Raw genomic sequence first — 21666 nt, 5'->3', positions numbered from 1 at the left:
GACGATATCGAGGATTACTTCGATGTCGCGTTCCGAAAGTAGGCCGCCGGCTGGTTTAAAAAATCATCAATGCGCACCTGCAATTGCGTCCAGTCGGGGACGGTCAGCTGGGCCAGATCGGGGATCATCAGGCCGGTGCAGTGGGCAGTGATGAATTCGGCGCGTTCCTTCGCCGTTTTCAGTTTCTTCATCACTTTGGTGGCGCGCAGTGCAGGCATTTCCAGGCTCAGCGAGGTCACGGTACGGCCGGTGACGGCCAGCGGTTGCAGCAATTGCACTTGATCGGGATCGTCGGATTTCTCCGCGTCTTCGACCTGGTCAAGAAAGTACGCACTCGGCCGGGTCGACATCTCATGGACGTACTGCGCAATACTCACGTAATCCGGGCGCTTGAGCTGGTCGAGCTCCTTGACCGACAGGCCGGTGGCGAGCAGTGCCAGTTCAAAAAACTGCTCGTCCTCGTCATCGCCGGCGCGCTCCAGCGCTTCTTTCTGTGCGGCGTAGAACAGCGGTTTGAGCTGCAGGGTTTCGATTTGCGAACCGTCGTCGCCAGTGATCGGCGACAGCAGCTCATGTTGGGGTGGCATCCACGACATGTATGAATTCCTTGGTGATTCTTTGGGAATTATTGAAATCCCTTGTGGGAGCGGGCTTGCCCGCGATGAGGTCGGCACTTCCAACATTGAGTTGATTGACCCACCGCTATCGCGGGCAAGCCCGCTCCCACAGGTTTTGTGTGTGTGTGGTGTGCGCTGCCGGGTTACGGCATCAGCACCGCACGTCGCGCATCACCGAGGATGTCGACGCCGTTGAGCACGAACTTCTGGGTGCGCACGTCGATGTCGATCACCGGCACGCCGTTTTCCAAACGGTTGTAGGTGCGGCAGGACAGCTCCAGATTGGTCTTGGGTTTTTCGCCCATTTTCACTGCGGTCTCTTCAAGGGATTTCAGCTGACCACCCACGGTGTGATAGGTAAACCAGGTGTTGCCGTCCTGATCCTGACCGGCTTCGCGCACGTTCAGCAGGATGTCGTCGCCCAGCTTCACGCCCAGCGCCAGCAGCACTTCGGCGCCGAGGCCTTGCAGGGTCAGCTTGGCGCCGAGCGCTTTGCCGCCCTTGGCCATTTCTTCGACGATGAAGCGCCCGCCGCGCATCTCTTCCATGTCGAATTCGATTTTCGGCGGGGTGAATTCCTCAACGGTCGCCGACAACGGCAGGCCTTGCAGGGTGGCCGCGATGGCCTGTCTTACGCGGTTGGTAAACATTAGAGAACGTCCTCCAGGAACTGCTCGATGATTTCATCGCGGGCGTTGAGTTGATAAACCATGTGTTCGTTCGGCGCGTAGCGGCCGTAGTCGATGACCACGTACCAGGTGCCGTTCTTGTACTTCTCGACGCTGTTGAGTTCCGGGTGCAGATAGACGCTGCCGCCGGGAATGGTTTCGTCGGCAACCAGGGTCTGCAGCCAGTCGTTGATGCGCTTGACCTCCTGATCCATGAAGGATTTGGTGAGGTTCTTGGCCATGGCTTTCTGGCCGGCCTTGACCAGCTTGCGGCTGATCGCGTCTTCGAGGCCGACGTAGCTGATGAACTTGCCGGTGACCGAGCGGTTACCCAGCAGCGAGAAGCCGCCAAGCACGGTGCGGGCGTAGTAGCTGACGCCGTAACGGTTGAGCAGATCGCCTTCGGTGGAAGTGTCGAGAATGTTGTATTCGACGACGCGCGAGACGTCTTCGGCGTAGGTCACCTGGTTGCCCGGGCTCTCCCACTGCTTGACCTTGGCCAGCGCGGCAATCGCCAGACTGGACGGCGACAGGAAGACGTTTTTCTTCGCCGCTTTCGAATACACGGCGGGCATGTTGTGCACCACCAGGCAACGGTCGAAACCGAGCTCGGCGCCGCCGAGTTCCTGGCTGTACAGCACCTGATCGGCCACCGAGACATCCTTGCCGTCCAGCACCACACGGGCCTTGATGCGCTTGCCGAACGCGGCGAACTCACCGGCCACCGCTTTGCTGCCGGTAAAGCCCGGCGCACCGATGATGGTCAGGTCTTCCGGGACACTGCCCAGCGCCGCCAGACCCAGCTTGCGGCCAGTGGCCGGCTCGACACCGCCAATCACATTGTTGACCGTGTCGGCCGGCGTCGCGCCTGCCTCGACGATGACTACGTACACCGGCACCTTGACCACTTTGAGGATCTGGTAAACCGCGTGATACAGCGTGCCCTCTTCCGACCCGGTCGGGTCGAGCAGCGCGTGAGTGGTAAAGCTGTTGATGCGGAACGCCGCGTTACGCGGAATCAGTGGATCGGCTTTCGGCGCGGTGCCGACCAGACCGATGACGTTGTCACCCAGGCCACCCATGGCCTCGGGGGATTCAGTGGCATTGACGGTAATGCCGTTGTGCTCGAAGTTCAGAACCTCAGCCATGTTCAGTCAGCCTTCTTGGCAGCGGCCTTTTTGGCCTGGGGGATAGGGGTTTTCGGTTCAAGTCGACCGGCAAAGTGCAAGGCGCTGGCCTCGACGTCGAGCAGATCGAGTTCTTGACCAACGCTCGACCAGTGCCCACCGCCGGTGGGGAATGGGACGAGCACGGTGTAGGTTTGGCGGGTTGCCATTTTTCGTTTCTCCATAAACGGGAAAGCCCCTCGGGAGGGAGGGGCTTTGGCGGGTGTTGGGTGTTTTGACGGTGATAAGAAAACGCCCCAGGATTCGGGGCGGTTAGTAAGTAAGAGGACTTGATGTCTGCGGCTTAAAATACGGCCAACCTTCCTTGAGCATATCGTTCAAGTAAGTACCAGCTTCAATGAATTTAAGCAGTTCGAGTTCTCGGTCGAAACAAGCTTGGACGTGAGCCCTGACGGCTTTGGCGATCGCTAGAATCTCTAGGGCATCAATTTCCACGAATCCATCGAGCGATTTGAAGTTGCAACGATAATCAGGATCAAGGATCGCCGAGAGAGCAGCGCCATAGATCAGAGCCGCGCTTTCGCGGGAGGTCGAGATGCGAAGCCCCTCCACTGACACGACGGAGTTTTCTCGCTCGTAGCGCTCGGCGGCGACCGACTTCGCATAGTCCGCAGCCGCTTCCGGGAACGCCTCTTTCACTATTTCTTCGCCCACTCGACGCCAGATACCATCGGTTTCTTGCGTCAACCTGATAAACAAATCCTGGTCAATTTTTACTGCTGACGTGGGGATCTTATGCACTCCCTCGATCAGACAGGTCTGTAAGTTCGCATTTTCGTCAAACAGTGCGTATTTCATGATCTCTCCTTAACTACCCACCGCGATCCAATGGAATACAGTGACCCCGGGAAACGTATGTTTTCCATAAAATGCATTCAGATTTGAAACACCCACGTCCACATACCCGTTCACCGCAGAACCTGGCGTGTAGTTCAACGTAGCGTTGAGGCTGTACATGGCATTTGGGAAAGCGATAGGGAAGGCCGTTGCGATATCCGTACCGCCATTTCCTGAAACTCTTCCCCACTGGATGATCAGACCTCCCAGCCATGAGGGGAAGATGATGTAGCCATTAATGGCTTTGAGGATTTGAAAGCCCCAGCGAAGTTTTTTGGGCGTGACGGTTGTTGTGTCGTTAGCTCCGGTATCCGTCAGTTCTTGAGTGGCAATTTGAGCGGTGCCACGCTTGATTTCAGTCGCTTGTTGAGCCAAAGCGGCTAAATCGGCGATATCAATACTTCCCTGATTGATCGGCGCGTTCCAGGCTTTGATGCACCACATGACGGCGAGATTGCGTGGCCGTGTAACACCGCCCTCGACAGGGTATTCGCCCACACTAAGGTCAGATGCGGTATAGGTTATTCCGACGCCGGGATAATCAGTCGAGCGGTAAACATCGGCTTGAGCCTGGGCAGGACTACAACGTAGGGTGTCGACCGAGGCACCTCCGGGGGTATTACTGTCGAACGCCGTTAAAGTGCCGAGCTGATAACTGCCAATTGCGCGTGCCGGATCCGCCCCGCGGCCATGATCCCAACCACGCAAGAATTCACCACGCGAATCCGGCAGCCGGAAATTGCCTGCGCCTTCGTCGCCTTTGTTGAATTTTGTACCAAGATAAGCGGCCAGGTCAGGGTAAGTCGCAATGCTCTGGACACTGCCGTCGAGCTCCAGATATCCAGGAGCAACGATCCCTACCGGAAAAGCAAGAACAGCTCCCACCGGAACGGCTGACTTCAACCGTTCGACCTCCTTTGCCAACGCAGCGACATCGATAGTTCCCTGATTGACCGGGGCGTTCCAGGCTTTGATGCACCACATGACGGCGATGTTGCGGGGGCGTGCCTCTGCGCCACCAGAACTATTGAAGCCTGCCGCGAAATTGGTCATTACGGCCGTATTGCCGTTGTCTACCACTACGGCACTGGGATTGCTGCCGGACGCATTAGCGAACGCCTGCATGCGGGTGACCGTATGAGCGTGCGATTTGTTGTCGTCGGCCTGCCAGCTGCCAAGGCCACGCCCGGCATCCACCCCCCGCCCATGATCCCAACCGCGCAAAAACTCCCCGCGCGCCTCAGGCAACCGAAAGTTGCCAACCCCCTCATCACCCTTATTGAACTTGCCACCCAAATAGGCGCTCAAGTCCGGGTAAGTCGCGCTGCTCTTGACGCTGTTATCCAGCTCCAGAAAACCCGGCGGCGGCGCATCAACCGGAAACGCCACAATCGATCCCACTGGCAACGCCGAAGCCTTGGCGATCAGCGCTTCAACTTCAGCTTTGGTGTACGAATCCTTGATCCCAAATCCGGCCAGCGTCTCCGGGTTTGCACCCGCAGTCGCGCGACCATATTCATCAACCGTCAAACTCTTGTAAGTCCCCGCAGCAATCCCGGTTCGCCCGGCGAGCATCTTGAATTGCAGCGCGGTCGTGCCAAGGGTAATCGGTGCGTTGGTGGTCAGGTGCCACAGCGAATCGCCATTCGCTACGCCCTCCTCCACCATAACCGTCAGGCCCGGGGTGACCTTGGCGCTGGTGTTGGCATCAGTGGCCCGCACCCAGTCGCCATTGGCAACGATCCACAGGCCGTTGTCCTTGGCCAGCGTCTGGCTCGGCAACAGCACGCGATCGCCGGCAACCACGGCAACACCATCAATCTGCTGTGCGCTGTTCATCACGACATTGCCAGTCGCCGCAACGCGCACCGACTGCTTGCCATCAAGTTTGCCGAGTTCTTCAGCCAGATAATTCATGACCCAGGCACGCGTCGCTTTAACCACCGTGTCATCGATCAACAACGTCACCAGCGACGCATTACTGGTCTCGAAAATCGAGCGAATGTAAAACTCTTTACCCGAGCCCGACGTCGCCAGCACCGGTTTGAACGACTCCGGATATTTGACGATGGCGTAAAGAATCCCGGTGTCAGTCCACAGCCCCGCTTCCCGCACATACCAGCCGCCAACATCCGGCGGAATGGTCACTTCGGCGAGCAGCCAGCTCGGGTTTTTCTCATCCTGGAACAGTGCATTGAGTGGCCCGCGCCAGACTTCGCGTTTCAGTGCGGTCGCGGTGGCGGCCGGGTTGTAGACCGCGCCGTTGCCGTCGCCGACGGAAATCTGCGTCAGCTTGATCGGCGTACCTGCGGCCTTGCACGCCGTTTCGTAGGCAATCCCTGCGTTGGTGAGCAGGGTGTAATAGTCAGCCATTCAGGCCCCCTGAGGATAAATAGTGGATGTTTCGACGGTGTACAAAGCCGCGGCCATGAACGCCTCGCCAGAGGTTTCAAGGCCTTCGGTGAACACCGGATAAACCGTAGTCAGCTCGCCGCAGAACGTCGCAGCACCGATGACGTGACTGCCGAATGCGCTCAAACCCACCGATACGGAGAGAACGTCCCTCTCGCTTTTCGCATCGGCCAGACGGCGGTCGAGACGTGCATCGATTTCTTCGCTGTAGGGTTGGTCGCTGAAGGCTCGTACGGAAAAGCTGTACGGCACGCCGGGCGGTGTCTGTTCGTACCAGGCGCGGATCTCGGGTCTTAATTGCAAACCTTTGGCGGCGTTTTCCAGCGCTTTTCGAGTGCCGGCCTGGCGTGCAGTGGGCCAGGCCAGTTCGACGGTCAGGCGCTTTTCCGCTTCCGGCGCATCGGTACTCCATTCGGCGACGCCACGATCGGCAGCCAGATAAGGCAGGAAGGCCACCGGCGTTTCGCTGGGGTTCATCAGTTCGGGGAACGGCGGTGCGATGCGATCGAGCAAGGCACCGAAGCCCAGATCCAGTCCGCGTTCCAGTGCCGAGCTGTTAGCCGGAAGCAAGGTTGGCCGCTGAGTTTTTTCACTCATAGCGTCAGCACCTCGATTTCGACCGCGGTGCAATACGGCGCCTGAAACGCGGTCGTCACGATCGGCGCCAGCGGTTCGAGAATCTGCAGTTGCACGGCGCCGGCGCTGTGCAACGTGTAGTCGATCCAGCTCGGATCGACCCGACCTTCCAGGCGATGACAACTGTCGGCGTAAGCCTGCAATTGCGCTTGCGCGGCGACCTTGGTCAGGCCCGAATCGGGACCGGAATTGATCTTGGCGACGACGCGGATTTTGTAGCGCTGGATCTCGGCAGCCTTGACGGTGACGAGGTCGGTTTCCGGGCGCACATCCGGTCGGGCGAAATGCTGACGGACGCCGTCGAGCAATGCTTCGGAAGGTGTGCCATCGCCTTCTCGCGAAAGCACGGTGACCTGCACCTCGCCCGGCGCAGTGCGCCGCCCATTGCCATCCTTGACCTGCGCGGCGAGGCCGTCGGGATCGAAGGTGTAGGTGACGTTTACCACGCCGGAATCAGTGGACTCGACCTGCACCGTGGGCCGCTCGCCGAGGGTGAATACCTCACGGCGATACTGCATCCGCGAACCCGCCGCCGGTGCATGAGGTGCCAGGTAATAACGCAGCCGAGCGTCGTCATCACTTTCATAAATCGCCGGCACCGGCGGAAATGCCGCCGGGTCGCCGGGATCGAGCAATTGCCGCTCCAAGCCCATGTCCGCCAGCCGCGCATCCAGATTGCTGCCGGTCGCCCACCACGCCAGCATCTGCTTGATGCGCGCATTGTATTTACGCTCATGGGTTTGCAGGCGCACGCAGAACGCTTCCAGCGCGAGGGTGAGCAATTCGCTTTCGTTTTCCAGACTGGTCTTGAGTTTTTCGGCGCTGGTCGGCGAACGAGCACCCACGTATTCGATGACGAAAGTCTTGAACTCGGCGAGCAGATCTTCAAACGCTTCGACTGTGATCAGCGCGGGTTCGGCCAGCTGATTCTGGCCCGGGATAAGCATGCTCATGTCGCCACCTCGAAAGTTTGTTGGCGGTTTTTCCAGGTGCCGGCAAATCGCAGCAGCAGGCCGTCGCCGTGGCGACTGGCAACAATCACTTGCGGCTGAAAATCATCCATACCGTTTTGCGGGTTGTAGAACGCTTGCGCGGCGTGGCTCTGCGCCAGAAGCAGAACGTCGTCACCGAGGTTCTGCCCGAGCAGCGTGGGGATCAGCGATCCATACAAAGGGCGTTTTTGCCGGGTGCCCAGCGGCGTGGTCAGGGCCCGGGTCGCGCGCTGCACAAACTGCAGCCAGTCGTCGACCGTGGCCCCGCTGTCTCTATCGATTCCGATCATGGAAAACTCTCGATTCAGGGGCTGATGACGCGGCCCTGGTGGTCGACCAAAGGGCCGCTGAAATGCACGCCCGAGGCGTCGATGCTCAGGCCGACGGCGCCCAGTTGCAGGGTGATCAACTGCGGAGTCATGGCCAGTCGCGCCGGGCCGATGCTGAACTGGAGCGACTCGCGAGAACCGTTGAACGCGGCCGGGCCGTTTTGCCAGTGCAAGGTGTGAGTGGCATCGTCGTAACCGCTTTCGCTGCCGTCGACATGCACCCGACGGGTCAGCGTCGGTACGGTCGAGGCCGCTGGGAAACGGTCACTGTTCAAACCGAACAACGCCACACTCTGCGCACCGCTTTCACCGCTGCCATAGTTGAACAGCAGGCACTGCTCGCCCACCGTCGGGATTCGCGATTCGCTTTGCGCACCGGCGCTGGGGTTGAAAAACTTGATCGCCGGCGTGAGCAATCCGCCATGGCTGACCTGGCAAGTGTTGCTAGCCGCATCGACCGATTGACAGATACCAATACGACAGAAACTCTCGGCACGGCGATGCAGGTCTTCGATTTCCGCTTCCATTTCCGCCAGACGCTCAATGATCGGGCCGAGCTGCATACGCAGTAATGCGTCGAACATCGGTCAACCCTCCAGCGCGGTGTATTGCTCGGGATCGTCGATATTGCTGACCTCCCAGGTGCGGGCAAATTTGGGCACGCCCAGCGGATCATCGAGCAGGGTCGGACCGAGGTAGAGGGTCTGCTCGAAGGTCAGGGTCCAGGCTTTGTATGGCTGATCGCCGCGAATGAGCAACGAGGGCAATCCATCGATATTCGTGGGCAGATCGCATTGATCGCCGGGCAATCCCCAGCGGTTGTCGGTGATCAGGTTTTTCAGCACAGCGATCAGGTCGCATGCCGTAAATGCGGTCGCAGAAAGCGCCGGCACGACTTGCAGTGACAACGTCATTACATGAGCGATACGCCCATCTGCGGCGCGCACGCCGGACGCGTTTCGGTCAAAGTCGATCAGTATCCAGGCCTGATCGCCCGCCGCTGTGAAGTCATCGGGACCGCCGACATTGAGGTTGAGACCGGCGGTGTTGCGCAGTGTCGTCGCGATGGCTGTAAACAGTTGCGACGGCTGCTGGATCGGTGTGGGCATACATGACCTCCTTTTCATTCGTCCACGCGCAGCCCTGCCGCCAACATGGCGGCACGGAAAATATTCAGGGTTAAGGCTGGTCGCGCGGCGGTACTTCGCAGACGCCGATGCGCTTGGCCGCCCAGCGTTCGTAAAGGCCGATGGCGACGTCGGCGCCGGCCATGGCGGTCAGGCAGCCAAACGCACCAGCGGCCCAGATCGACATGCCGGCGGCATACAGCAGCATGATTGCCGACACGCCGCAGATCATGCAGGCACCGGAGCGCAGGGCCAGACGGCGTACCAGTGACCAGCCGCGGGCGCCCTCCTTGTCGGCGCGCCACATTTCGCCGGACACCCCGCCGACGACGGCGAGGAGGATGACCAGCCAGATCGGCATGTCCGCCAACGCTTGTTGCTCGTTTGTCATGTCACGCCTCCGTGGGCAGTGGGTGATAGATGGGAATCGAGTTCAAATAATGTCTCTTCAGGCAGGCATTCCAAAAAGCCCGGCCTTGCGCCAGGCTTTTCAGCAATGCGGTCCCGCCGATCGATTACTCGAGTTGGAATCAGTAAGGTGCGACTGGCCACGCGATGTTCGCCGGATAACCAGACTGCTGATCGATGTCGCTGAGGGCGATGCAGTATTGCTTGTGGGCCAACAGCCGAGCCTGGTCGTCGCTGGTGGCGACGCCGACGTCGGCTTTGAACTGCAGCGAGTTCATCAGTAACCAGTTGGCGGCCCCATTCAGCAATTGCCACTTCTGCTGTTCGGCTTCGTTTCGCAGCTCTTCTTCGGTCGGTGCAGAGAAGGTCCAGACCCCATTGAAGGTTGCGCTCCAACCCACCCGAATATCCGTACTGCCGGTTACATCAACCCAAACCGAGGTTGGCGAAGCGGGTGGTTCAAGAATCACTTCACTTTCTTTCAACTGGACAACTCGGTTGTATTCAACCAATGCATAAAGACTCATTGGGTCTTCCTCATTTACTCTTTGGCAGGAATATCGCCGTGCAACTGGCAGGTATTTAAAAGCCCGGCAACAAGGCCAGGCTTTTCGGTAATGCACTGCGCATTTCAATATTGCGGATGCGTCAAATGTCGCTTATGGCACTTCAGGCCAAATGACGCTCAGTGGATAGCCCGGCTGTTTGTTGACTTGGCTCATCGCGATGAAGAACTGCTTGTAGGCCAGCAGTGCGGCCTCTTCAGCAGGTGTTGCCAGCCCCAGCTCGACTTTTTGCACCAGTGCCGACGATGCCAGGGTGAAGTTGACTTTGTCGAAACGAGTCATTCTTTCGTTACGCATTTGAATAGCCAACATGGACGGTTGCCCCCACATATCGCTATCAGTAAATGTCCAGACGCCGTCGGTGTTCACCGCGTTCCAGGAATAATCGATCTTGGGCAATGCGCTGACATCCACCCAGACTTGATCCGCCGGAAACTCATCGGTGATCGGGTTCGCGGTTTCAAAAATGTTGTCTACTTTGCCAGCGACAACACGTGCGTATTTCTTCATGCTCATCATCCTTATTGAGTGCCGGCATCCCGGCGTTTCAGTTTCTGCCCGGTAGGCATTCCAAAAAGCCCGGCGCTTGCACGCCGGGCTTTTCAGTAATGCGCTCCTTCGCCTTCCTTCCAATCCTGTATTCGAGAAGGGAGCTGACTTTTCGGCGCTACTGGCGCGGTACGAGTCCATTCAGATTGTTTTTCCGACCGCGGTCCCTGCCCGCCGGATAACTGCTTCTGGTGCTTTACGCTGCACACCCGGGTCAGTTGCCAACCCTCTGAACCGTTGAGGCCGGTTCATCGCTGCCTGTTCTTGTGAAACTAAAGAGCTTGTCTTGCCAGCCGCTTTATCGAGCGGCTTGGTAGCAAGAATATGCATGGATGCATATACAGTCAATGCGTAAATGCATTTATTTATGCATTAAATTTGCGCTTGCGCATGAAACCCAAGCGGGCCAAGGGGTGGGGAGATTTCTGCAGGCGAAAAAAAACCTGCCGAGGGGCAGGTTTCAGTTGGATGAACGAGAGTTAGCGGGCGTACATGCCCCACCAGAAGACGTGACCGAGGATGACGATCTGCTCTTCCTGGATTTCCTGGAAGCTGTAGTCCTCGTCCGGATGCTCGTCGCGATTGAAGCTGCGCAGGCGAATGCCGGTGGGCAGGCGATAAAGTTGTTTCACGCGCAACTGGCCGTTGTGATTGATCGCATACAGGTCGCCATCGATGATGTCGCCGATACCGCACTTGCCGGCGTTGACGCCGACAGTCGCACCATCGCGCAGGACCGGTAACATGCTGTTGCCGCGCACCGTTACGCATTTGGCCTGGTCGAACTGCACGCCGTTGTGGCGCAGGCTGCGCTTGCCGAAGCGCAGGCTGGAGCGTTCGCTCTCTTCGATGACGAATCTTCCTGATCCAGCTGCCAATTCGACCTCGCGTAGAAAAGGCACGGACACTTCGTCATCCTCGACGGGGGTGTCGTCGTCCCACAGCATGATGTCCTTGAGTTCCGCGTGCACATCTGCGCGGGCGCCGCTCGCGGTCGATACGACATCCACACGCCCGCGCAACTGATCGGTACTGACATTGAAGTAATCGGCGATCTTCGAGATGTGTTTATCCGAAGGATCGACAATCTTCCCGCTGAGAATCCGCGAGAGCGTTGATTGAGGCACGCCGGTGCGACGGTGGAGCTCCGTGGGGGAGATCCCGTGCTGGTCGAGCAGTGCTCTTAAGACGGAGGAAACGTTGCGTTTTTGCATAACGCGCATAGTGCTTGAAGTTTTACTCAAAGACAAATGCTGATTTGCATATTATCCGCATATCCCACGTCATTCTTGGCGAGGATTTGTAGAGCGACCTAGCGGCACGTGATATCGTGTGCGACCGCAAATATAACGGCTCAATGCCAACGTCAGAGCGCTCCCTAGCCATGACATCAGGCGTGACCCTCGCAGCGCTTACTGGATCAGTTATGTATAAAACCAAGATGGATCGGATCGTTTTCCTAGACTACACAAGGATTCTGGCATTTATCAGTGTTTTGGTGGGCCACAAATTTATCGTGCCGCTCATTATTACCATGGGAGACACCTCCCAACATGCTTCTATCAGACTGCTCGCCAATATCGCGTACCAGATTTGCTATGGAGGCGCTGCGGGAATCATCATATTCTTTTTGACTTCCGGCTATATCATTTCCCATGTGCTGCAGTCGGAAACCAGTACCGAGTTCATCATCAAACGGATATTCCGTATATACCCGCTGTTCATGTTCGCGGTTGTATTGGAAGCTGTATTGAACAGATATGTTCTGGGTCTGCCCTTTGCCGATATTTCCGACTGGATTCCTCGGCTACTCTTGCTGGGTGACTATTTCGGCACTCGGCCGGTCATTGGTAGCGTAGAGTGGACATTGAGAATAGAAGTGACTTTTTATGCGCTGATGGTTGTACTCAAGGCCTGCGGCTTGATGCGCCACCAGAACTACCTGCCGGCCGTGTTCATTCTTATTACTCTGGCGTTGCACTTCTTGCCGGCTTTCCCAAGTGCACCGGGATTGGCGTATGGATATTTCACCGTTTACGCGCCTTTTCTTTTCATTGGCGTATGTATCTACTTGATTGAACATCGTCGAGCAAACAACAACGTTTGCCTTCTTACTATTGCCATCATCATGTATTCATTCTTTCTTAAAGCCGTCACGATCGTACCTGACTGGAAAGAGCTGAACTACGGGTTGTTCGCCGTGATGGCATTTTCGCTTTTCTGGCTACTGCGCCGTCATCTGACTGACGGCCCGTTCATTCGGCTGCTTTCCACATTGACCTATTCGGTATATCTGTTCCATAACTGGTTCTGGACATATATTGAAATGGCCTTGAAGAGCATGGGCATGCAGGAAAATTACCTGAAAATGGCGACCGTGACCGTTCTCTTCCTCTTCTGCTATGGCGTCAACAAAACCGTCGAAGATTACGGATTGAAAATGGGCCGCAAAGTTTTGCAATGGCACCGTTCACGGCAGTTGAACACGAGCGTCAAAGCAACGGCTTGAGTTCGGAAAACCGATTGTTCCTGCCAGCCCCAAGGCCAGACCCAGTCACTGCCGATAAAAACCAGGCTCGTCCCATGTCGGGCCTGGTTGTCTTCCATTGCAGCCCCCCACCGCAGCTGTCAGCTCAGACTTGATCTTAGAGCATCGCGCAGCTATTGATCCTCTCGCCCGCCTCAAACCGCTCATTTCTTGATTAGAGATCAACCATTAGATGAAATGCCGCGTGAGACAGCGGCGTGTTGCTGCATGCACCTCAAAAAGACTTCATACTCGCTCCACTGATACCACGATGGGCGGCATCACTGGCAAGCCACTCGGCCATTTTTTGATGCCATACACCCCGTTTTGGCCTCGTCATTTTTTTTCGGTAAAACCAAGTCACTGATGAATAAAGCAATTTCTGACCTGTCCTCCCACACTCCGATGATGCAGCAGTATGGGCTGGAGTAGTGCATAGGCCACGTACTCCGTGGCTTTCGGCATTTCTTTGTCTAAAACTCTTCTGTCATTTGGGTTGATTTTCCCCTAGTAAAATCGGGATGGAGTGAGCTAGTTTTAGACAGCTTAAGCCACTCAATCCATCTCGGAAATTTTATGGAAAATGGAAACCCGGCAGCGCGCCTCCTTGATGTTTTAATCGAGGCTCAAGGTCTCAGTAGGACGATCACCGCTCGGCAAGCTTGGAGCAAAATACTTGATTCCGGGACCAGCATGGCCTTGATGCATGAGCGGCTAGCAAAGGTGATGAACTTGTCCGAAGAGGCATTCCTGCTGGTTAATGAGCTCTTCCCTAGGCAAGCGAGAGCATCGCAGACGTGGAAGACGGCTCTTGATACAGGCTTCCTCCATCAGGAAATGAACGGACAATTTGAGACCTTCATTGCGCATGTCAGCCCTACGGCAATCGATCATTTGACGTCGGCTGCGGACCTCCTTGAATTCAAAACTCCGAACAAGTTAGCCGACACACAGATTCAAGACTTCATCAAGACTCTTAATGAGTTGATAGCGGAAGTTTTATCTGGGGAGCTGGAACAAAAAGTAAGGGAGTACCTCGCTAGATCCCTCAGAAAAGTCATCATCGCACTGGAAGAGTACCGTCTCGGTGGGGAAATACCGATAACTTCATCTATTGACGCGCTGCTTGGTCATAGTGCTTTTGATAGCGAATATAGGTCAGCCATCAGCGAAACCACTATCGGCTCAAAAATACTCAATGTTTTAGGCGGAATTTCCGACGCAGTCACGGTGGCAACTCCAGTGGTGCCACTGCTTTTGACTGAGTCGTTTAAGAACATGATAGTTGGCTAGTTCTGGCTCAACTCCTTGATGTACGCCTGGCACGCTTGCAGCGCGATCAATCCGCGGTCGCCGGTGTCGGTGATGGCGATAATTCTTTGAGCATGCGCTGGGTCAAGTCGGGCGCGTACGGCTGCATGATCCACGCCGCGGGGGCCGGTGGCTTTTGGCATGTCACAGCCACCGGCTGAATCCGCATCGATGAGGACTGACAACCGCAGATCAGCAGTGGCAAGGCGATCGCGCAGGCGATCTTGGTCACGATGGGCATCGGTCATTTTCCTGTAATGGGTTTGCTCACTGGCTGCCAGCTTCTGCTCGAGCGCCAGACTCTTGTCTTGCTCCACCTTCTGCGCCTCGGCGCCGGCGGTTGCGAGCTGGTTCAGCGTCTCGGCATGCAACCTGGCTTGCTCCGCGAGCTGCCGGCCGTAGCGCCAGTCCTGGAACTGCCAGGCGCTGCCGAAGCCGGCCAGCACCAGCAGCACCACGCCGATCAACCGCCACGGCACGGTCACGCCAGCACCGCCCGCGCCTTCTCCCACAGCACCAGCCGATCCGCCAAGCCGTTCAGGCCGCCGTTTATCCGCCGAGTGATAGTGTTGAACTCGTCCCGGTCGGCCAAATCGTTCAGGCCCTTCTGTTTCCAGAACCAAGCCGCCGACATCGCGGCATGCTGAGGCAGCTCGAGCAGCTCGGGGTGATTGATCAGGTCAAGGCCCAGCGCCGCGCCGCACTTGGCGTAGTTCGCCCGGCCGGTGATCTGGACCAAGCCGCGTCCGCAATACTTCCGGCCGTCGCCCGCCACGGTGTTGCCCAGGTCTTCGCGCCCCTCGTAACCGCGCTGGGCAGCGGTCGGCCCCCAGATCTCACGGACGTAGCGCAACTGACCCGACTCGTGCCCTATTTGTGCGAGGAACGCGGCGGCGCGCTTCGGGCCGACGATCTGGTAATGCTGCATGGCAGTGTTCAGCGCGGAAACAAAAACGCCCGCTTGGGTGCGGGCGTTCGGGAGGATCTGCAGCAGCTGCTGCTGGGTGATCGGCATGGCTTTCTCCAAGCAAAAAAATACCCGCTAGATGGCGGGCGGGATTCCGTGACGATGTCAGATTGAAGGCGCGGCGCGCGCCACAGTTGTCTCTTCGTTGTATGGCTCCGGCTGTTCAGGCCATGCCGGCTGCGTTGGCCAGACCGGAAGACCGGTCACGCGCCCGAGCAGAACTCGGTACTTCTTCCATTCGGCGAGCGCTGATACCCGCACCGGTTTTTCTTCGACTTCTTCCGGGAGCGCGTAATCGCCCTCGATGGCATCGTTGATCGCATCGATCCGGCTTTGCAGTGCGGATATTTGCGCGGTTGCCAGACGGGTGCGTGAGTTGAGCATGGCGGATGTTTCACGCAAAAAATCTTGCGCAACGATCGCGTCAATCAGCTCCTGCGGAATCTCGTCGACGTAAGTCTCGCCAACCATCAAATCCATATCGGGATTGATGGCCCGCCAGCCTGTTGCAGTAATCGCGTAGGGCATATTTCACCTGTCAAAGTAGTAACCAAGGCCATAACAATTGGCGTTCCCGCCACCGGTTCCCTTGTAGGTAATCGTGCCGTCGCTAGCGATTGGGCATCGGCCGTTGAAAATCGTGTTTGGCCCAACGAATACCATCCAGCCCGTGTTGATGTTCGTTCCTGCATCCGAGGGCGTGAACTGAACCGCAGCAGTGCCAACGTTCTGCCAGGCGCCTTCCAGCGTATGAGCAGTGACTGGCGCTATCGGCCGAATGGTGAATGCGGCAATTGAGGTTCCAGCACTCAGCAGTCGGAAGGGGGCTCCCTGCGGGTTTGCCACTGTGTACATCATCGAACCATCCAGCGGACGGTGTACAAACTGGTAAGCCCCCAGGGCATTTGTATTTATCAGAATGGAGCCGATGTATCTGCGAGTGTTATCACCGGTCTTTTGAAAGGCCTGGTTGTAATAGCGCACTGGGGCGTCTAGCGATTGGTCAATGGTTCCAGCATCCGTCAGATAAAGATGCACAAAGGAATTCACTTCTACCACCCCTCTCGGAGTGATATTGGCGCCGGGGTAGGTGACCACCTTTCCTACGGACGGGACGTATGCACTGCCCGCGCGGATAGCGATGCTTGTGCCTGAAGACCAGACGAGCGTCAGGCCTTCGATGAAACCGAACGCGCCACCTATCCCGCCCTGCTCGCGCGCGAGAGGGGTGGTCAGGCCAGTGATAGAAGTGATGTCGCTGTTCGCGCCCTTCGCCGCCTTCGATGTTGCCTGAGACTGCAGCTTGCCCAACGCAGTAAGGACTGTGTCAGCAGCCGCAATCGCAGCCGGGGTGCCGGGAATGGAAAGCCCGGTCAAGGCAGCCAAGCGAACACGGGCATCGGTGAAATACTTGTTGGTCGCCCCCTCCGCCAGGCCATCCGTATTTGTCAGCCCCAATGAGGCGCGGACACCAGCAAGGGTTGGGTCTTCGCCCAAGACAGCCAACACACCTCCGAACTGATTCTTCAAACCGTTGAAAGCGTCGGCCAGTAGTTTCGGATAGCCCTGCACCGGCATGATCGCGTACGCAGATCCGCTTACGGTAGCGCCTTTATATGCGGGGATGATCGATAGCTGGGTCGGACTGGCGATGTTGCCGATCTCATAATTGAGTCCATCAGGCCCGACGAACGCGTCGCCCACCCGAGCATTGGCCACAAAATCGGCGTTCGTCCCTACGACAGTCGTTGATCCGCTGGTGACGGCGACTGTTCCCCCTCGGAGCCAAGGCATGGTGTGTCCTTTTTTGGTCGAAAAAAAACCCGCTCATCGGCGGGCTGTGTGTTGGTTTAAAGCGCGCGCATCGGCCTGGCGGCAAACGTGGTCCTGCCGTTCTTGGCAGTGCCACCCTCGGAACTGACCATCGCCCCCACATAACCGTTGAGTGTTGAGCGCACACCCGCATGAAAGCCGCAGGGAGTCTCGAGGATTGTGTTGCCGTTATTGATCTTCCCGCCCAGCAAAGTGGAGGCGAGAAAATAATCCTCGTAGGACCCGGTCCACGGCATCTGGCACCCACTCCAGTAGATGCCCGACACTTCGCCTCCCCTGTTGTCCAGCGACCAGCCCTCGTTGATCGGGAATCCTGTCAGGACCAGAAGGTTGTCCGCTCCCACGAAGATTTGCTCATTGGCTGCGTTGCGCAGCCGCAAATCATATTCATTCGGGGGCGAGGTCGAGCGGAAAGTCGCAACCAGCCACTTACCGCTGCAGTCCGTGCTGTTGAACGGCGCCATCAAGTGAAGCTTGAAGGCAAACCCCGTCCAGTTCCCCGGGCCACCCGAGTGAATCAGCGTGTGGTACATGCCGTGATTGGTCGGGTTGAGGAAAACATGTGGCGCTTCGGCGGTGGTGATCGGCGACGAATACGTGATGACGGCAGTAGTGATCGTTGTCGGCGAAGCGGGTGTTTTACCTATTGCGTAGTTACCTGATGCCGCGACGTTCAAAACCTTGTTTTCGCTATCGATCTGAAAAAAGTTCGACCCGTTTCGCGACCGGAACCCGTAGTCCATGCTCGCTCCTATTGGTATGTCAGGATGAAAACGTTGAGTACCACCCCCGGCCCACGCCGCACCCTTAACTGCCCCGTCGACCAGAAAACGGCAGGCAAGGCCGCGAATTCATTGGTCGGATTGGGCAAAGTTACGCAGACGAACGACTTCGCGGTGATCTCCGGCATGCTGATAAAGCTGGTGAAGTCGCTGGTGATCGGAGGAACGGTGACCTGTTTTGTCACGACTGATCGAACGGTCATCGTCGATGACTCCAGCGTCACCCTTCCCATGGCGTCCTTCGTCCTCGCGCCGTAGTAATCCATTACGTCATCTTCCCGAGCGCTGCGCGCTCGATGTAGTTGAGGTCGTAGACGTAGATACCGTTGTTGTTGAGCAGCGTATAGCCGCTGTCGGACTGACCACGTAGCGTGAACGTCCCTGCCGGAATGTTGATCTCCAGAAGCGGCAGGCCCTGATTGTTCAGCGCTGCTGACCGCAGCGTCATGCCGAGCACCAACTCCTTGATGAAGGCCTGGCTGATGATTGCCGTATTCATGAATACCTGGCCGCCCTGAACCACGAACGGCGCGATCATCTGCCCGCTGACCTCATCCAGAATCGCAAAGCGCTGCGCGAACGCGAGGATCTGCGACTCCTGCTGCTCACCATCTACGCCAATGGCCAAGCCAGCCATGACGGTTCTTCCGCCCACCGTGGTGGATGTCTTGATCGTTGTCAGCGCCGAAACCTTACCGTTCAAGCCAGCAACAACGGTGCTGGCAGTCTCGGCTTTCGCTGTGGCATCGCTGGTTTTGGCGGTCAAGGTGTCGATTTTCTGGGCTGTCGCTTCCTTGTCGGTCGCTACAGCCGTCGCCAGAGAAGTGACATTGGCAGCGTTGGTTTCCACGGCCGCATCAAGCGTCGTGATTCTGGTAGCAGACGCTCGGTTTTCCTCCGCCCTCACCTTGTCATTGGTCACGATACTGGCTGTGTTTTTCCAGCCGTGAAGCGCATCGGCCATTGCACCGGTTCCATCATCTTCACGCCAGGCAGCCTGCAGCGCTTGCATCGTCGATGCCTGCGCCGAGACCTTGCCATCGAGGGTTTCGATCTGTGTGCTGTGTTGCTGAACCTGCAAGGCCAAAGCATTGGTGGTCTCAGCAATCGTCCCCATGTCATACCAGAACTCTGGGTTCGGTGGTGCCGTGCCGGCCGGTACAGCCTTGATCGCCGAAAACAGGCGACCATCAAGCCTAACCACTTCACCTTTGCCATACGGCCTCGCCGGGTCATAAACCATGGCATCGGTAATTTCACCGATCAGCTCTTCCAGTTCCTGCTTGGCCTGTTCGATCCGGTCGTTGACCGAGCCCTCCCCATCACCCGAGATCTTCCCGATTTCCTCCAGCAATTTCTGGCCGAGCGCGGACTCCTGGATCTTGCCGAGGAAGTACTGCTCGTACTCGGCCTGGTCAATACTCACCTGCCCATTGACCCCGTTCACCGCTGGAAACCACGGACCAACGTTGCCGGTTCGGTCGACCAGACGCGCCCAGAAAAACAGGCTGGTACCGGGGACGACGTTCTGCATTTCGTGGTTTGCCTGTGGGTAGGCAAAGTCTGCCAACTTCACAGCAGCGGCGAGGTCGTTGGTCTTGCTGTTCCAAATCTCGGTGCGCTGAGTATCTTCCGCACCAGGTGGAAACCCCCACTCAAGGCCGATACCGTAGACCTTGCTGACGGTACGCAGGAACGCAACTGCCGGCGGCAAGCCGGTTTTGCCCAGCAGGTCCGTCAGCACCGAGTTGGTCGGCACCGACGAGACATTCATGGCACTGACGGCACGAACACGCGCCAGGTATTGGCCGGAATAGATCCCGCGAACGTCGACCATCAGCTCGCCGGTGCGCGGGATCTTGATCCACTCACGTGCGCCCCAGCGCCACTCGACGTCATAGGCGACTGCGCCTGGAGCAGCATCCCATGCGATGCTCATGCTGGTAACAGCAATGCCCTGCTCCACCACCACGTTTTGACTGATCAGCACTCGCGCCGGCGCCTCTTGCGTCCCGATCGGAATGCCGCTGATTGGGCGGGTGTCCACGACAGCGCCGTTGTCGATGAACGGGAATTTGCTCGGCTCATGCTGGATGACCTCAAGCTGGTACTGGTGCCACTCAGGGCGAGTGACGTTGCGGACGTAAAACTGCATGACCTTGAGGTCGTCGAAGTCGATCACCCAGCCACACTCAGGCTCTGGCACTTCGCTGTAATTGGCGGCCACGGTGACGGCCCGGCCATTAACAGAGCTGATCACCCTGGCCTCGGACTTGCCGCTGGGCAAGTTGACGAAGAGTCTGGCGCCGGTCGGGATCGTCACATCGCGATCGAGGGTGATGACGCGGCCGGCCGCCGAAGATACCCGGCCGCCATTTGCCCGCCCCGCCAGCATCGGATCGCCAACGGAAATGATTTGGCCGGGCTTGGGAATACCACCATCAAGACCCACGCGGAACGTCCCGCCGCGAGTCTGCAGCTGCTCAGTCACCAGCGCCCATTGGCCCGCGCGTTGCGCCTGTCCAAGAGACGTGCACCCGAACGCGTCCACGCTGAGTTCGCGAACTGAGCCAAGCTCGCTCATCGCTTCGTTATCGAATACCGGCTCCTTGTCAGTCTCGAAGCCCTGCGCCGGGTTGTCCCACGACACCATCGCGGTTGTGTGCCGATCGCGCCAGCGGGTGCCGTCGTACTTGATGGCACCGTTATTGAGGATCTGCGACGGGCTGTAGCTGAAAACGGGGTCGCCCGGCATATCCGCATTGACGACGATCTGACTGCCGTCCCAGTACGCCATGCCGTGGAAGATCGAAGCCAAGTCCTGCAGCACTGCGTACGCTTCGGCCTGCTTTTGGAAATACAGGTTGCAGGTGAAACGCGGCTCCTGCCCACCCTTCCCGTCCGGCACCATCTGATCGCAGTACTGGGCGATCCGGTACAGCGACCAGCGATCTACCATCGTCGCGTCAATGCGCTCGCCGAGCCCGTAATACGGATGCAGCACCAGGTCGTAGAAAACCCAGGCCGGGTTGTTGGTGTAGGCCTCTTTGAAGGTCCCGTCCCAGATACCGCCACTTGTGCCAGTGCCGGCGGTGGCGTAAGTACGCGTGACCGGATCATAGTTCGCAGGCACACGCACGATGCGGCCGCGCATCAGTACGGCGATTTTTGCGATATCGCCGCCGAACTGCTGGGCGTCGTACTCAATGCAGCCGACGGACGTGAGCGGGTATTCCTGGTCGCTGTCCACCAGCTCGGCAACCGCCTCGATGAACATGCTGTCCTGCACCAGAGAACTGTTGGCCTCTGGAGTCAGGCGGCGAGCCCGGAGCGTCCACCGGTTGCCGGCCGGCAGCTCGATCCGGTGGGAGCGCTCGTACTTGGTGACGTTTTTGCGATCGACAAACGAGGTGAGCACCGTCACGTACGGACCGTTGTCGGTAGATACATCGACGGCATAGTCGATTCGCACACCATTGATGTTGCCGCTGGCGTCCTGAGATTGAAGCGTTGGCCAGCTCAGGCGCACGCGCGCAGCATCGATCATGGAGTTGTTGATGGTGTACAACCAAGGCGTCGAGGTGCGCAGTTCCTGACCTACGGCGATTTCATTGCTGGATTCGGTCACACCGGCCAAGCGCTCTTGGTGAAGCTCGCCTGAGCGGAACTGCCACTTCACACCCGGATAGTTGTTCGTGCCGTCTTGCGCCTGGATAGGCGTCCCGTCCAGCCGCACAGAGCGCAGGCCGTCGACCGGCCCAACAATCGGGCCCCAGCTCCAGATGTAGACCAGCCGGGCGGTGGCAAGCGACGGAACGCTATTGGACGCAATGCTTGGCTGCTTTGGCTTGGACTGACCGCCCTTTGCCCCGCTGACGGCTCTCCGCTTCTTCGCAACTGCGCTCATGCGCTTCTCCA

General features: G+C 57.9%; 24 protein-coding genes. 3 read left to right on the top strand and 21 right to left on the bottom strand.

What is annotated here, in order from left to right; all coding sequences use genetic code 11:
- Positions 1-14 precede the first annotated feature (14 nt).
- The 15 genes from ACZ0AZ_RS14940 to ACZ0AZ_RS14870 form a co-directional block, all read right to left on the bottom strand.
- Positions 15-596, bottom strand: a complete 582-nt coding sequence (locus ACZ0AZ_RS14940; RefSeq protein WP_129998790.1) for a phage tail assembly protein — start codon at positions 594-596, stop codon at positions 15-17.
- 164 nt (positions 597-760) lie between these two features.
- The gene (locus ACZ0AZ_RS14935; protein WP_039762530.1) at positions 761-1267 is read right to left on the bottom strand and encodes a phage major tail tube protein; all 507 of its coding nucleotides are present in this window, start codon (positions 1265-1267) and stop codon (positions 761-763) included.
- A complete protein-coding gene (locus ACZ0AZ_RS14930) occupies positions 1267-2433 on the bottom strand; it encodes a phage tail sheath protein (protein ID WP_463537649.1) in 1167 nt (388 codons plus the stop codon). Before ACZ0AZ_RS14930 ends, ACZ0AZ_RS14935 begins: the two co-directional genes overlap by 1 nt.
- A gap of 2 nt (positions 2434-2435) precedes the next feature.
- Entirely contained in the window at positions 2436-2621 is a 186-nt protein-coding gene (locus tag ACZ0AZ_RS14925; protein WP_129998788.1) for a hypothetical protein, read from the bottom strand.
- Between the two features lie 103 nt (positions 2622-2724).
- Positions 2725-3270, bottom strand: a complete 546-nt coding sequence (locus tag ACZ0AZ_RS14920) for a DUF4376 domain-containing protein (RefSeq protein WP_463537648.1) — start codon at positions 3268-3270, stop codon at positions 2725-2727.
- A gap of 9 nt (positions 3271-3279) precedes the next feature.
- Positions 3280-5682, bottom strand: a complete 2403-nt coding sequence (locus tag ACZ0AZ_RS14915; protein WP_463570795.1) for a phage tail-collar fiber domain-containing protein — start codon at positions 5680-5682, stop codon at positions 3280-3282.
- Positions 5683-6318 carry a phage tail protein I gene (locus ACZ0AZ_RS14910; RefSeq protein WP_463537646.1) on the bottom strand — a complete coding sequence of 212 codons (636 nt, stop codon included), beginning with the start codon at positions 6316-6318 and terminating at the stop codon, positions 5683-5685.
- Entirely contained in the window at positions 6315-7310 is a 996-nt protein-coding gene (locus ACZ0AZ_RS14905; protein ID WP_463537645.1) for a baseplate J/gp47 family protein, read from the bottom strand. The genes ACZ0AZ_RS14910 and ACZ0AZ_RS14905 overlap by 4 nt, the downstream gene beginning before the upstream one ends.
- Positions 7307-7639: a phage baseplate protein gene (locus ACZ0AZ_RS14900; protein ID WP_039762516.1), complete on the bottom strand. Its 333-nt coding sequence runs from the start codon at positions 7637-7639 to the stop codon at positions 7307-7309. Before ACZ0AZ_RS14900 ends, ACZ0AZ_RS14905 begins: the two co-directional genes overlap by 4 nt.
- Before the next feature lie 14 nt (positions 7640-7653).
- Positions 7654-8262 (bottom strand): phage baseplate assembly protein V, encoded by a 609-nt coding sequence (locus ACZ0AZ_RS14895; RefSeq protein ID WP_039762513.1) that lies wholly within the window; start codon positions 8260-8262, stop codon positions 7654-7656.
- Positions 8263-8265: 3 nt separating this feature from the next.
- On the bottom strand, positions 8266-8787 hold the full coding sequence (locus ACZ0AZ_RS14890; protein ID WP_129998784.1) for a hypothetical protein: 522 nt from the start codon (positions 8785-8787) through the stop codon (positions 8266-8268).
- Between the two features lie 70 nt (positions 8788-8857).
- On the bottom strand, positions 8858-9196 hold the full coding sequence (locus ACZ0AZ_RS14885; RefSeq protein WP_024011844.1) for a phage holin family protein: 339 nt from the start codon (positions 9194-9196) through the stop codon (positions 8858-8860).
- Positions 9197-9335: 139 nt separating this feature from the next.
- Positions 9336-9740, bottom strand: coding sequence for a tail fiber assembly protein (locus tag ACZ0AZ_RS14880; protein ID WP_039762508.1), 405 nt, complete (start codon positions 9738-9740; stop codon positions 9336-9338).
- 132 nt (positions 9741-9872) lie between these two features.
- The gene (locus ACZ0AZ_RS14875; RefSeq protein ID WP_039762506.1) at positions 9873-10289 is read right to left on the bottom strand and encodes a tail fiber assembly protein; all 417 of its coding nucleotides are present in this window, start codon (positions 10287-10289) and stop codon (positions 9873-9875) included.
- 518 nt (positions 10290-10807) lie between these two features.
- Positions 10808-11551, bottom strand: coding sequence for a LexA family transcriptional regulator (locus ACZ0AZ_RS14870; protein WP_129998782.1), 744 nt, complete (start codon positions 11549-11551; stop codon positions 10808-10810).
- 203 nt (positions 11552-11754) lie between these two features.
- Here ACZ0AZ_RS14870 and ACZ0AZ_RS14865 point away from each other — a divergent pair, with 203 nt between their 5' ends.
- Entirely contained in the window at positions 11755-12837 is a 1083-nt protein-coding gene (locus ACZ0AZ_RS14865; RefSeq protein WP_165368407.1) for an acyltransferase family protein, read from the top strand.
- A 594-nt stretch (positions 12838-13431) separates the two neighbouring features.
- Positions 13432-14148, top strand: coding sequence for a hypothetical protein (locus ACZ0AZ_RS14860; protein WP_463537644.1), 717 nt, complete (start codon positions 13432-13434; stop codon positions 14146-14148).
- Here ACZ0AZ_RS14860 and ACZ0AZ_RS14855 read toward each other — a convergent pair.
- From ACZ0AZ_RS14855 to ACZ0AZ_RS14835, 5 genes are read right to left on the bottom strand one after another with little or no spacing between them, the layout of a single operon-like run.
- Positions 14145-14651 (bottom strand): lysis system i-spanin subunit Rz, encoded by a 507-nt coding sequence (locus tag ACZ0AZ_RS14855; RefSeq protein ID WP_463537643.1) that lies wholly within the window; start codon positions 14649-14651, stop codon positions 14145-14147. The genes ACZ0AZ_RS14860 and ACZ0AZ_RS14855 overlap by 4 nt on opposite strands.
- Entirely contained in the window at positions 14648-15181 is a 534-nt protein-coding gene (locus ACZ0AZ_RS14850; RefSeq protein ID WP_463537642.1) for a glycoside hydrolase family 19 protein, read from the bottom strand. The genes ACZ0AZ_RS14855 and ACZ0AZ_RS14850 overlap by 4 nt, the downstream gene beginning before the upstream one ends.
- Positions 15182-15238: 57 nt before the next feature.
- On the bottom strand, positions 15239-15661 hold the full coding sequence (locus ACZ0AZ_RS14845) for a tail fiber assembly protein (RefSeq protein WP_463537641.1): 423 nt from the start codon (positions 15659-15661) through the stop codon (positions 15239-15241).
- 3 nt (positions 15662-15664) lie between these two features.
- Positions 15665-16927, bottom strand: coding sequence for a hypothetical protein (locus ACZ0AZ_RS14840; protein WP_463570797.1), 1263 nt, complete (start codon positions 16925-16927; stop codon positions 15665-15667).
- Positions 16928-16983: 56 nt separating this feature from the next.
- The gene (locus ACZ0AZ_RS14835; RefSeq protein WP_463570799.1) at positions 16984-17709 is read right to left on the bottom strand and encodes a hypothetical protein; all 726 of its coding nucleotides are present in this window, start codon (positions 17707-17709) and stop codon (positions 16984-16986) included.
- 33 nt (positions 17710-17742) lie between these two features.
- Between ACZ0AZ_RS14835 and ACZ0AZ_RS14830 the strand changes: the two genes are divergently transcribed.
- Positions 17743-18006, top strand: a complete 264-nt coding sequence (locus tag ACZ0AZ_RS14830) for a hypothetical protein (RefSeq protein WP_463570801.1) — start codon at positions 17743-17745, stop codon at positions 18004-18006.
- A 7-nt stretch (positions 18007-18013) separates the two neighbouring features.
- Here ACZ0AZ_RS14830 and ACZ0AZ_RS14825 read toward each other — a convergent pair whose 3' ends face one another.
- Positions 18014-21655, bottom strand: coding sequence for a TipJ family phage tail tip protein (locus ACZ0AZ_RS14825; RefSeq protein WP_463537637.1), 3642 nt, complete (start codon positions 21653-21655; stop codon positions 18014-18016).
- Between the last annotated feature and the right edge of the window lie 11 nt (positions 21656-21666).

The sequence above is a fragment of the Pseudomonas sp. AC239 genome (genome assembly GCF_979258545.1).
This window is presented reverse-complemented; position numbering and strand designations above follow the sequence as displayed.